This window comes from Pseudoalteromonas sp. MelDa3, from assembly GCF_002863625.1.
Classification (GTDB): domain Bacteria; phylum Pseudomonadota; class Gammaproteobacteria; order Enterobacterales; family Alteromonadaceae; genus Pseudoalteromonas; species Pseudoalteromonas arctica.
The window spans coordinates 97,866-110,860 of sequence record NZ_PJBR01000008.1; the positions used below are offsets into that span (position 1 = coordinate 97,866).

At 40.4% G+C, this 12,995-nt stretch carries 11 protein-coding genes; 1 reads left to right on the forward strand and 10 read right to left on the reverse strand.

All coding sequences use genetic code 11. The annotated features are described in order from the left end of the window. Positions 1-2 precede the first annotated feature (2 nt). The 10 genes from CXF89_RS03065 to rsmD form a co-directional block, all read right to left on the reverse strand. Positions 3-824, reverse strand: coding sequence for a class I SAM-dependent methyltransferase (locus tag CXF89_RS03065; RefSeq protein WP_007586523.1), 822 nt, complete (start codon positions 822-824; stop codon positions 3-5). Positions 825-930: 106 nt separating this feature from the next. Further along, on the reverse strand, positions 931-2,517 hold the full coding sequence (gene purH, locus CXF89_RS03070) for a bifunctional phosphoribosylaminoimidazolecarboxamide formyltransferase/IMP cyclohydrolase (protein ID WP_007586526.1): 1,587 nt from the start codon (positions 2,515-2,517) through the stop codon (positions 931-933). Positions 2,518-2,708: 191 nt separating this feature from the next. Next, the gene (gene fis / locus CXF89_RS03075) at positions 2,709-2,999 is read right to left on the reverse strand and encodes a DNA-binding transcriptional regulator Fis (RefSeq protein WP_002957804.1); all 291 of its coding nucleotides are present in this window, start codon (positions 2,997-2,999) and stop codon (positions 2,709-2,711) included. 19 nt (positions 3,000-3,018) lie between these two features. Continuing rightward, complete coding sequence (gene dusB / locus CXF89_RS03080; protein ID WP_010553368.1) at positions 3,019-3,990, reverse strand: tRNA dihydrouridine synthase DusB; 972 nt, start codon at positions 3,988-3,990, stop codon at positions 3,019-3,021. Between the two features lie 281 nt (positions 3,991-4,271). After that, positions 4,272-5,153 (reverse strand): 50S ribosomal protein L11 methyltransferase, encoded by an 882-nt coding sequence (gene prmA / locus CXF89_RS03085; protein WP_010553367.1) that lies wholly within the window; start codon positions 5,151-5,153, stop codon positions 4,272-4,274. Positions 5,154-5,220: 67 nt separating this feature from the next. After that, on the reverse strand, positions 5,221-7,068 hold the full coding sequence (gene rpoD / locus CXF89_RS03090; RefSeq protein ID WP_007586533.1) for an RNA polymerase sigma factor RpoD: 1,848 nt from the start codon (positions 7,066-7,068) through the stop codon (positions 5,221-5,223). Positions 7,069-7,192: 124 nt separating this feature from the next. Beyond that, complete coding sequence (dnaG, locus tag CXF89_RS03095; RefSeq protein WP_007586534.1) at positions 7,193-8,944, reverse strand: DNA primase; 1,752 nt, start codon at positions 8,942-8,944, stop codon at positions 7,193-7,195. Positions 8,945-9,188: 244 nt separating this feature from the next. Beyond that, positions 9,189-9,635: a GatB/YqeY domain-containing protein gene (locus CXF89_RS03100; RefSeq protein ID WP_007586535.1), complete on the reverse strand. Its 447-nt coding sequence runs from the start codon at positions 9,633-9,635 to the stop codon at positions 9,189-9,191. Positions 9,636-9,654: 19 nt separating this feature from the next. After that, a complete protein-coding gene (gene rpsU / locus CXF89_RS03105; protein ID WP_002957797.1) occupies positions 9,655-9,870 on the reverse strand; it encodes a 30S ribosomal protein S21 in 216 nt (71 codons plus the stop codon). Positions 9,871-10,015: 145 nt separating this feature from the next. Further along, positions 10,016-10,621: a 16S rRNA (guanine(966)-N(2))-methyltransferase RsmD gene (gene rsmD / locus CXF89_RS03110; RefSeq protein WP_121953772.1), complete on the reverse strand. Its 606-nt coding sequence runs from the start codon at positions 10,619-10,621 to the stop codon at positions 10,016-10,018. A 207-nt stretch (positions 10,622-10,828) separates the two neighbouring features. Between rsmD and ftsY the strand changes: the two genes are divergently transcribed. After that, a complete protein-coding gene (gene ftsY / locus CXF89_RS03115; RefSeq protein ID WP_121953783.1) occupies positions 10,829-12,925 on the forward strand; it encodes a signal recognition particle-docking protein FtsY in 2,097 nt (698 codons plus the stop codon). Positions 12,926-12,995: the final 70 nt, after the last annotated feature.

The window sequence follows — 12,995 nt, forward strand, 5'->3', positions numbered from 1 at the left end:
ATTTAAAGCGGTTTCTTAAATTTCAGCGTCATGCGGTCGCTTTCACCAATGGCTTTATATTTGTCAGCATCTTGTTCGCCGAGTCTTAAGCTTGGTGGTAGCGTCCATACACCTTTAGGGTGATCGGCTGTATCTTTTGGATTTGCATTTATTTCACTGCTTGCTACTAATTCAAACCCAGCTTGTTTAGCAAGGTCTACTACGTAGCTCTGCTTCATATAACCTGATGTTTTTTGATCTTCGTCAGCACGCTCTTCAGCTAAACGGTGTTCAACTAAACCTAATGTACCACCTGGTTTAAGGGCTTTATAAAAAGCTTGGAATGCACTTAATGCACCGCTTTTATCTTTGCCCATATACCAGTTATGCACATTACGGAAAGTTAAAACCATATCGGCACTGCCAGCTGGCGCAATATCTAAATGTGTTACAGGTGCAAACTCAGTAATTTTAACGCTACTAAAGCGCTCATCTTCAGCTACTTTTTGTTTAAAGCCCGCAAGAGAGCGTTGGTAGTAGCCAACTGATGAATCAGCAGGAAAGTGCGCGGCATAATAAGTACCTTGCTCTTTTAGTGCTGGCGCTAAAATTTCACTATACCAACCACCGCCTGGCGCAATTTCAACAACTGTCATAGTTGGTTTAAAGCCAAAAAATGCAAGTGTTTGAGCCGGGTGACGATATTCGTCACGAACGCTGTTTTTAGCGCTACGTTCGCTTGATTGAAGTGCATGCTCAAGGCTCGATTCGTGGTTATGGCTAAGCGCCATAGTCGATGTCATCGTTAGTGTGGCTACAAGTAGCGATTTTAGCGCAAATTTCATTGTTTGTTCCTTCACATTATAATTTTAAATAGGTTATTGAATAATCAGAATACGTGAATTTATAGCAAACAAAAAGGGTTAAACCAACGTTTAACCCTTTGTGTGATTAGTGGCGGAAATGGCGCATACCAGTAAGTACCATTGCCATGCCAGCTTCATCAGCAGCTGCAATCACTTCTTCATCACGCATTGAGCCACCTGGCTGAATTACCGCAGTAATACCAGCGGCTGCTGCTGCGTCAATGCCATCACGGAATGGGAAGAATGCATCAGACGCCATAACTGAACCTTTAACTTCAAGGTTTTCGTCGGCAGCTTTTATGCCTGCAATTTTAGCTGAGTATACGCGGCTCATTTGGCCTGCGCCTACACCAATGGTCATACCGTCACGGGCATAAACAATTGCGTTTGATTTAACAAACTTAGCTACTTTCCAACAAAATAGTAAATCTTTAAGTTCTTGCTCTGTAGGTTGGCGCTTAGAAACAACTTTTAAGTCGCCTTGCGTTACCATGCCTAAATCGCGGTCTTGAACTAAAATACCGCCGTTAACGCGTTTAATATCTTGGCCAGCTGCTTTACCTGTCCACTGTCCACATTCTAATAAACGAACGTTCTTTTTAGCTTCAACAATTTTTGCAGCGTCGCTCGAAATACTAGGTGCGATAATTACTTCAACAAACTGACGATCAACAATTGCTTGTGCAGTTGCGGCATCTAGCTCTCGGTTAAAGGCAATAATGCCACCAAATGCTGATGTAGGGTCTGTTTTAAAAGCGCGCTCGTATGCTTGTAGAATATTGTCCCCAATTGAAACACCACACGGGTTAGCATGTTTTACAATTACGCACGCAGGTACGTCAAATTCTTTAACACATTCAAGTGCTGCATCGGTATCTGCAATGTTGTTAAACGAAAGGGCCTTACCTTGCAATTGAGTTGCTGTTGCAACTGATGCTTCAGCAATGTCACTTTCAACATAAAAAGCAGCATCTTGATGTGAGTTTTCACCGTAACGCATATCTTGCTTTTTAGTGAACTGCATATTGATAGTACGTGGGAATTTAGTCTCTACAGCAGCTTCCTCGGTGTAATCAGGAACCATTTTACCGAAGTAGTTAGCAATCATGCCATCGTATGCGGCAGTGTGCTCGTAAGCTGCAATCGCTAAGTCAAAACGTGTTTTATATGTAGTAGAGCCATTATTGTTTTGCATTTCACTAATAACACGGTCGTAGTCACTCGCGTTTACCACGATTGTTACGTCTTTGTGGTTTTTAGCGGCTGCACGAACCATTGTAGGGCCGCCAATATCAATATTTTCAATAGCATCTTCAAGGCTGCAGTTTTCTTGAGCGACTGTATTCGCAAAGGGGTATAAGTTAACTACAACTATGTCGATAGCAGAAATGTTGTTATCTGCCATTACGCTTTCATCTTGTCCGCGACGGGCTAATATGCCGCCGTGAATTTTTGGGTGAAGAGTTTTTACGCGACCATCCATGATTTCAGGGTGGCCTGTGTGATCTGATACTTCAGTCACTTTTATGCCGTTATCAGCAAGTAGTTTACATGTGCCGCCAGTTGATAATATATCAACGCCTTGCGCTTCTAGTGCGCGGGCAAATTCAACAATACCGGTTTTATCAGACACACTTAATAGTGCGCGACGAATGGGACGATGAGTATCCATTGTAGTTTGATTTCCTCAGTTAATGAGCTAGCTTAGAAGCGGGCATTTTAACTGATTACAACTCAAAAAACGACTTATAAAGCGCCGATGAGGGTGAGCATTTTGCAACTCGGCTATTAAACTACGGGCATAAAAAAAGCACCCTAGGGTGCTTTTTTAATAATTAGCTGTGATAAATCACAGCCAGCATATTAGTTCATGCCGTATTTTTTAAGCTTTTTACGTAAAGTACCACGGTTGATACCTAGTAAAATTGCTGCACGAGTTTGGTTACCACGTGTATATGTCATTACTTCTTCAAGTAATGGCGCTTCTAGCTCTGAAAGAACAAGGTCGTAAACGTCTTGCACATCTTGACCGTTAAGCTGCTTTAAATAGTGGTGAACAGCTTTTTTTACTGCATCACGCAATGGCTGCGGTTTCTCGTGTGACTGAACATGAGGGTTAGTGATAAATGGAGAAGTCACGTTTTGTTCGAACATTATTAAGTCTCTTTCTTTCTTAGTTAGCTGCTAGTGTTTTAAAGTATTGCTCTAATGCGACGACCTGTGCTTGTGGGTTGTCGAGCGCATTAAATACTCGCCTAAACTGACCATCACTGTCATGGGTTTGCAAATACCAAGATACATGTTTGCGAGCAATTCGCGCTCCCATTGGCTCACCGTAAAACAGATGGAGGTTTGTTAAATGCTCCATTAAAATACTGCGCACCTCTGCAATAGCAGGCGGCTGTAAGTGTTCCCCAGTTCGCAAATAGTGGTCTATCTCCCTAAATATCCAAGGGCGACCTTGGGCGGCTCGGCCAATCATAATGGCATCTGCACCCGTATAGTCTAAAACCTGTTTTGCTTTTTCTGGTGATGTAATATCACCATTGGCAACAACAGGAATCGACACTGAACGTTTTATATCCCTAATCGTGGCGTACTCAGCATCACCTTTGTACATACATGCGCGCGTACGCCCATGTACAGCAAGTGATGCAATGCCATAACGTTCAGCTATTCTCGCAATCTCTACACCATTACGGTTATCCGGATCCCATCCTGTACGGATTTTAAGTGTCACAGGTATATCAACAGCATTAACGACTGCATCAATAATCTCTTCCACAAGTTCAGGAAACTGTAATAAGGCAGAGCCTGCGAGTTTCTTGTTCACTTTTTTTGCTGGGCACCCCATATTGATATCTATGATCTGTGCACCGTTAGCAACATTGAATTGTGCGGCCTGCGCCATAAGCTCAGGATCTGCTCCTGCAATTTGCACAGCGCGTATACCCGACTCACCGCTGTGATCCATACGGTTCATCGACTTTTCCGTTTTCCAAACCTTAGGATTAGACGATAGCATTTCAGAAACAGCTAGCCCTGCGCCTAAACGACGGCAAAGTTGTCTAAATGGTCTGTCTGTAATGCCAGCCATTGGCGCGACAATTACATTATTCTCAAGTTGGTATTTACCGATACGCACTATATTCAATAGGCCTCTTTTCAAGGGGCGCTAAGTTTACGGTTTTTTTCACAAAAATCAAAGGCTATAAATTGAACAAAAGTAACTTTTTTTTGCCCTTTTCGTATTGACATTTGATAACCACATGACAAGTAGGTTGATTTGTTTGAAATTTATACAAGTTTTATTTTTTACACAATAATCAGAAAACTTTTAATATGTAAAAAAATAGTAAAGCCTGTTAAATACAGGCTTTACATGCAGGTTTTGAGTTAATGCTCTAAATTTGGTTGTGCAGTTTATTACGCTTTTTTAGTGCCACTTACTCGAGTCCAATCACCTTCAACGGCAATGTCATCTAGTTCAATAAACGGTGCATAAATATCAGCAACTGATTGTGCTTGTTCTTCTAAAATACCCGACATGGCAATTTTTCCACCAGGCTTTAATAAACCTAAAATTACACTGTGCAATTCGCGAAGTGGCTGGGCTAATATATTTGCCACTACTATGTCGGCGGTAAACTCAGGTTGGTTTTCTGGAAGGTATACTTCAAGTTTGTCTGCAACGCCATTACGGTTAGCATTATCGAGGCTTGCCTCAAGCGCTTGAGGATCAATATCAATCCCAATCATGCGCTCTGCGCCTAGTTTTATAGCTGCAATACCTAAAATGCCTGAGCCACAACCAAAATCAACAACCGTTTTACCTGTTAGATCTTGGCTTTCTAACCACTTAAGACATAAGGCCGTTGTTGCATGTGTGCCCGTACCAAAGGCAAGGCCAGGGTCAAGCAGTACATTTACTGCATCAGGATCTGGAATGTCGCGCCAGCTTGGACAAATCCATAGCCTTTCACCAAATTGAATAGGGTGGAAGTTATCCATCCATTCACGTTCCCAGTCTTTATCCTCAAGCTGCTCTATTTTGTATACTAAATTGTCTTTTAGTTCATCATGGCGTTTCAATAACGCAACGACTTCATTCATATCGTGATTAGCTTCAAACAAGCCAATTACTGTTGTATCAGCCCAAAATACAACGGTGCCAATTTTGGGTTCGTAAATAGGGGTGTCTTTTGCGTCAATAAAGGTTACTGAAGCACTACCCGCTTCCATTAATAGGTCACTTACTGCATCTGCTGTTGCAGCATTGGCGTTAATACGAATTTGGATCCAAGCCATGATTATTTCCTTCAAATAGAAAAAAGGCCGCTATAGCGGCCTTTTTAGTTTATATAGTAGCGCTAAATTATTTAGCGTCTAAAAAGCTTTTCAGTAAATCTGAGCGAGAAGGGTGGCGTAATTTACGCAGCGCTTTCGCTTCTATTTGACGAATACGTTCACGTGTTACGTCAAACTGTTTACCTACTTCTTCTAAGGTGTGGTCGGTATTCATATCAATACCAAAACGCATACGTAGTACTTTAGCTTCACGGGCTGTTAGGCCTGCAAGTACATCGTTAGTTGCGCCACGAAGAGACTCCATTGTTGCCGAATCGATTGGCGAATCAATAGTTGTATCTTCGATAAAGTCACCTAAGTGAGAATCTTCATCATCACCGATTGGTGTTTCCATTGAAATTGGCTCTTTAGCAATCTTAAGTACCTTACGGATTTTATCCTCAGGCATCATCATGCGTTCTGCTAATTCTTCTGGATTTGGCTCACGACCCATTTCTTGTAACATTTGACGAGAAATACGGTTAAGTTTATTAATCGTTTCAATCATATGTACTGGAATACGGATTGTTCTTGCTTGGTCAGCAATAGAGCGAGTGATTGCTTGACGTATCCACCACGTAGCATAAGTAGAGAACTTATAACCACGGCGATATTCAAACTTATCAACTGCTTTCATCAGACCAATGTTACCTTCTTGAATTAAATCCAAGAATTGTAAGCCACGGTTTGTATATTTTTTAGCAATTGAGATTACAAGACGTAAGTTAGCTTCAACCATTTCTTTTTTCGCACGGCGTGCTTTCGCTTCACCAATGCTCATTCGACGGTTAATGTCTTTAATACGCTCAATGCTTAAACCTGTTGTTTGTTCAATAACAGATAGTTTATTAATGCTACGAATGATTTCTGGCTTAACTTCTTCAAGTTTAGCTGAATACTTTTCGTTACCTGAAATTTCTAAATCTACCCATGAAGCGTCAGTTTCGTTATTAGCAAAATGCTTAACGAATGTTTTCTTCGGTAATTTAGCAATTTGTACAGCTTGTTTCATGATTAGACGTTCTTGAACGCGAACACGATCCATCATTTCACGCATGTTATTTACCATGCGGTCAAACTGTTTAGGTATTAATTTAAAGGTTCTGAAAAGCTCACCAATTTCAAAAATGGCGGCTTGTGATTCAGGATGCGAACGACCTTTAGCTTCAAACGTATCACGTGCTTTATTGTATAAATCACGTAAATTTTCAAAATGAATGCGCGCTTCTTCAGGATCTGGCCCTGTGTCTACTTCTTCTTCATCTTCGTCATCGCTATCAGCATCATCTTTGTCATCTTTATCGTCATCAAGTTGCTTAGCACTTAATTCTGAACCGATATTAGTTGCTGAAATTGGCGCTGTATCTTCATTAGGATCGATAAATCCAACGATGATATCGCTTAAACGCATTTCTTCAGCTTCAAACTTATCCCACTGCTCTAGCAGGTAAGTGATTGCTTCAGGGTACTCTGCAACAGAAATCTGTACTTGGTTAATGCCTTCTTCGATACGTTTAGCGATTACAATTTCGCCTTCACGTGTAAGAAGTTCAACAGTACCCATTTCACGCATGTACATGCGAACCGGATCCGTTGTACGGCCGATTTCTTTTTCTACAGTCGCAAGGGCTGCAGCGGCAGCTTCAGCTGCGTCTTCGTCTGTCGTTGTTTCTTGCATCATTAATTCATCAGCATCAGGCGCGTTTTCGCTAACCTTGATACCCATATCATTAATCATGCTTATGATATCTTCTACTTGATCTGAGTCTATAATGTCTTGTGGAAGGTGATCATTTACTTCTGCAAAAGTTAAGTAGCCTTGCTCTTTACCTTTTTGAATCAGAAGTTTTAATTGTGACTGAGGAGTTGGATCCATAGAGATTGTTTCTTCCACTCTGATAAGTTGATACAACAGGCGCCATCATGTAGTTTGCATTAAAGCCAACTAGAATAATGTGACGCAGTGAATAGCACAGTATAACAGTTTAAATCAATTTTGACTAGCTGTTAGTGGCTTTTAACGCTGTCATTAACAAATGACACTCAAGTCTTTCGTCGCTACTAAGGCCTTGTGTCTTGTCCTTTATTAATAGGGTCTCGAGTCGATAATTTAAACACTGATCTTCAATAAACTTGAAAGTATTTTTAAAAACCGTCTCTAAACGCTCTTCATTTATGTCGTGTTGCCACGTTGCAAGCTTGATTAAGGGCTCGTAATCTTCAGTTCCTCTAAAAAATTCGAGTAGTTGCGCTGTGGTAATGCTTTCTTTTTCTAAAGCTTGCTCTTGTAAGCGTAATAATAGCCCTATACCAGCAATATTCATTTGTGCGAGTTCAGGCAAATATGGCACATTTTTAGCCAAATTAGGATGTTGAATTAAAATACCAATCGCTTGACGCATTGGTGTTATTTTAAACTTACGTTCAATCGAATGCTGTTGCTTTGGCGTTTTTAAACGGTTATTTAATTGCTCACGCGTTCTTCCGATTAAACGCCCTAACTGTTCAAGAATGTTTTCTTGATAAAATTCACTTGGGATTTTTTCAATGAGTGGAAGTGCTGCACTGAGTAATTTAGCTTTTCCTGAGTCGAGTGTTAAATCAACTTCTTGGCTTAATTTATTAAACAATACTTTGGTAAAGTCATCTGCTTGGCTTAGGCGCAATTCGAATTGCTCCTTACCTTCTTTTTGTACAAGAGAGTCAGGGTCTTCGCCATCGGGTAAAAAAGTAAATTGCAGTGCTTTACCGTCATTTAAATAAGGAAGTGCGTTTTCAAGCGCCCTCCAAGCTGCATCACGGCCAGCTCTGTCGCCATCGTAACAACAGATTACTTTATCTGTTGTTCTAAACAGCGTATGCATGTGCTCGCTTGTTGTTGCGGTACCTAGTGATGCAACGGCATATTCAATCCCTTGCTCGGCTAAGGCAACAACATCCATGTAACCTTCCACAACCATTACATGCTCAAGTTTTTTATGGGCTTGCTTTGCTTCATAAAGTCCGTAAAGCTCAAAGCCTTTATGAAAAATTCGGGTCTCCGGCGAGTTTAAATATTTTGGCCCTTGGTCGGCTTGCATTACACGCCCACCAAATGCAATAACGCGTCCGCGTTTATCGCGAATAGGGAACATTAATCGGTCGCGGAAAAAATCAAATTGTCTGCCTGGTGTTTTTTCTGAAGCTAGCTTTAATTCAACTAATTGCTCTTTTTGTTCTTTATTACGGCCAAGCTGAAGACATAATCCATCCCATTCGCTGGGGGCGTAGCCAATCATAAACTTTTTAACTGTTTCACCACTTAAACCACGGCCTTTTACATATTCAATAACGGCGGCAGAATTACTGTGGTGTTTTAATTGGTGCTGATAAAAGCGCGCAGTATGAAGCATTAAATCGTAATCAGAGCGCTTTTGTGCAGCAGTACGTTCTGGTGCTGAGTTTGTGCCTTGTTCTCGAGGTACTTCTAAGTTAAGCATGCTTGCTATTTCTTCAATAGCATCTACAAACTCAAGCTTTTCATACTCCATTACAAACGAAATTGCATTACCATTAGCGCCACAACCAAAGCAATGATAAAACTGTTTGTCTTGCGATACGGTAAATGAGGGCGATTTTTCGTTATGAAATGGGCAACAAGCTTGATAATCCTTACCTGCTTTTTTTAGACCTACTTTTGAGTCTATCAGGTCGACAATATCGGTTCTGGCAAGTAAATCGTCTATAAAGTTACGTGGGATCTTTCCAGCCATTAGTAAAATACAGTCCTGAAATAATAAGAAGAATAACGAATATGAAATTTACTTTTTTATACTTGCTTGATGCAAAATATAGTGTGCTTTAACTTACCAAAATGACAGCGAAATAAATAGGGAAGCTATAAAAAATTTCATTTTAAAGTAACCTAGTAGGTGTACTTTTTATTAAAGTTAAAAACAAAGAAACCGAGCGCAAGGCTCGGTTCACTTCAATCATACTTTAATGTATGTGGGAGTATTAGGCAGTTAATCGTTGCTTAATTAAACCAGAGATTTTGCCCATATCGGCACGACCTTCGGCTTTGCTTTTGATTATACCCATTACTTTACCCATGTCTTGCATACCTGCTGCGTTAGTATCAGCAATAGCCGCATCAATGAGAGCAATGATTTCTTCTTCACTCAATTTTTGAGGTAAGAAAGTTTCAAGTGCTACTATTTCATTTGCTTCAATATCAGCTAAATCATCACGCCCAGCATCTTTGTACTGAGTGTAAGAGTCACGACGTTGTTTAACAAGCTTCACTATAACGGAGGTAATACCTGCGTCGTCTAGTTCTATGCGCTCGTCAATTTCACGTTGCTTGATTGCAGCAAGTACCATACGAATAGGGTTAAGACGTTGTTTGTCTTTAGCTCTCATCGCATCTTTTTGCGCATCTTTTAGCGTTATTAAAAGGCTCATTTATACAAGACCTAATATATTAGTATAATTTAACGCGACGTGCGTTATCACGAGAAAGTTTTTTCATGTGACGTTTTACTGCAGCAGCTTTTTTACGCTTACGCTCAGCTGTTGGTTTTTCATAGTGCTCGCGACGACGAACTTCTGAAAGGATTCCTGCTTTTTCACATGAACGCTTGAAGCGACGAAGTGCTACGTCAAACGGTTCGTTCTCTCTTACTTTAATTACTGGCATTAAAAATTCACCTACCTAAATTATGAGCGTTGCTCAAGTTGATCAAACATTGATCAAGTGGTTCAAAAATGGTGCGGTATTGTAATCCGAAGCAACACCACATGTAAAGGACAATATTAACAGAAACGCATCATGTAAAACAGTATTAATTTGCTTGGCGCTGGTAGAGTTTGCAAAACACTTGGCCTGCCTTTTTTTCTTTAATTAACAACCAGTTGCTCGGGTTCTTGAAGGTGGTTAACTCTGTTTCTATTTCAACATAAATTAATGCATCATCGCTTAACCATTGGTTTTTTTCTAATAAATCGCAGGTTGTTTGCGCTAAATCTTTACGAAATGGTGGGTCAACAAATACAAGATTAAACGCTTCGTTTGTGTTTTTTTGCTCTAAAAAGGAGAGTGAATTAGTATGTTTAACGTATGCGTTGTCGAGCTTTAAAGTGCTAATGTTTTGTTCTAATTGCTTGGCAGCTGACGAGTCGAGCTCGATAAATGTGGCGTTTTTTGCAAATCGAGATAGCGCTTCAAATCCTAACCCACCAGAACCTGCAAAACAATCAAGTACATTTGTGTCACGCGTATCTTGCATTAGCCAATTAAATACAGTTTCTTTAATTCGATCGGTAGTAGGTCTTAAGCCTTCTACATTTTTAACAGGGAGTTTTCGGCCTCGAAATTGGCCACTAATCACTCTAATAAAGCCATCACTGGGCTTGTTAGTAGCTTTATTTTGCGTTGTTTTTTTTCTCATTTAGCTCACTAAAAAATGGTATATGGTATCTAGCTCAGATAATATTATGGGTGATTACGTGTAGCTTCATTTTTCAACCGTATTAAAAGTGTTACTATTGAACACTTACGTTTTGAATGGTTGTATTTATTAGCAACTATTGCTGGGCATTGCCAAGCTATTTCAAATTTTAGTTTATCAGATTTTTATAAGTGGTTATTAGCAAGTATGACAAAAAAAAGTAAATTCATGTCGTGGCTCGGTTTTGGCAAGTCAGATAAAAAAGAAGCAGAGCAAAAAGCAGCCGCTGATAAACAACAAGCATTAGCGCAAGAAGAAGCGCAGAAGCTAGAGCAAGAAAAGCTTGCGCAGCAGGCTGAAACTGAACGCTTACAAGCAGAAGCCGAAGCAGAGCGCTTAGAGCAGGAGCGTATTGCTGCTGAAAAAATTGAAGCTAAACGTTTAGAGCAAGAAACGCTAGCACAGGAGCAAGCTGAAGCTGAACGTTTAAAAGCAGAGGCCGAAACAGAGCGCTTAGAGCAGGAGCGTATTGCTTCTGAACAAATTGAAGCAAAACGTTTAGAGCAAGATCGTGCTGAAAACGCAGAAAAGATTGCAATTGAGCAGGCCAATGCTGAATTACTTGCAAAACAACAAGCTGATGCAGAAGCGCAAAGACAAGAATATGCACAACGTTTAGCCGATCAAGAAACGCAGATGCTGTTAGAGCAAGAGCGATTGGCTGCAGAAAAAGTAGAGGCTGAGCGACTAGATCAAATACGCCTTGAAAAAAAGGATGAAGCTGAAAAGCTTGCAATAGAGCAAGCGAATGCTGAGTTATTAGCAAAAGAACAAGCAGATGCTGAAGCACAAAGACAAGAGCAAGCAAAACGTTTAGCAGAACAAGAAGCGCAAATGCGTTTAGAACAAGAACGCATTACTGCGGAAAAAGCAGAAAATGAACGTTTAGAGCAAGAGCGCATTGCTTTAGAAAAAGCAGAAAATGAACGTTTAGAGCAAGAGCGCATTGGTTTAGAAAAAGCAGAAAACGAGCGTTTAGAGCAAGAGCGCATTGCGGCTGAAAAAGCAGAAAACGAGCGTTTAGAACAAGAGCGCATTGCAGCTGAAAAAGCAGAAAATGAACGTTTAGAGCAAGAACGCATTGCTTTAGAAAAAGCAGAAAATGAGCGTTTAGAGCAAGAGCGCATTGCTGCTGAAAAAGCAGAAAACGAGCGTTTAGAGCAAGAGCGCATTGCAGCGGAAAAAGCAGAAAACGAGCGTTCAGAGCAAGAACGCATTGCTGCTGAAAAAGCAGAGAATGAGCGTTTAGAACAAGAGCGCATTGCAGAAGAACTTGCAATTGAAGAAGCTAAAAAAGCAGAAAAGCCGAAAAAAGAAGGGTTTTTCTCTCGTCTTAAAAAGGGCTTGTTAAAAACTCGCGTTAATATAGGTTCTGGTTTTGCATCTATTTTTAGTGGTAAAAAAATAGATGACGAATTATTTGAAGATCTTGAAACACAGCTGCTCACCGCCGATTTAGGCGTTGATACCACCATGAAGTTGATTGATAGCTTAACTGATGCTGCAAACCGTAAGCAGTTAAAAGATGGTGATGCGCTTTATGAGTTAATGAAACAAGAAATGGCGGCGATGCTAAAAACGGCTGAACAGCCTTTAGTAATTACCAAAGATAAAAAGCCATTTGTTATTTTAATGGTGGGCGTAAATGGCGTTGGTAAAACAACGACTATTGGTAAGATGGCTAAGCAATTTCAAAGCGAAGGTAAGTCGGTTATGCTGGCTGCTGGCGATACGTTTAGAGCGGCTGCTGTTGAGCAACTTCAGGTTTGGGGTGAACGTAACAGCATTCCTGTTATTGCACAGCATACGGGTGCAGATAGTGCATCGGTTGTTTTTGATGCATTCCAAGCTGCAAAAGCACGTAATATAGATGTGTTAATTGCAGATACAGCGGGTCGCTTGCAAAATAAAGATAACTTAATGCAGGAGCTTGAAAAAATAGCTCGTGTTATGAAAAAAATTGATCCTGATGCGCCGCACGAAGTGATGCTAACCATTGATGCTGGCACAGGTCAAAATGCAATTAGCCAAGTGAACTTATTTAATCAATGCGTTGGCTTAACTGGTATTACGCTTTCAAAACTTGATGGAACTGCAAAGGGTGGTGTTATTTTTGCGGTTGCAGATAAGTTTAATATTCCAATTCGTTACATTGGTGTTGGTGAAGGTATTGATGATTTACGCGCTTTTAAAAGCGATGACTTTATTGATGCGTTATTTAGCCAAGATGAGGACGACGTTTAATTTACCAAAAGAGGGAGCTTGCTCCCTTTTTAATTGCGAGGAATACCAATTTTATTAGTAAACTAATTGA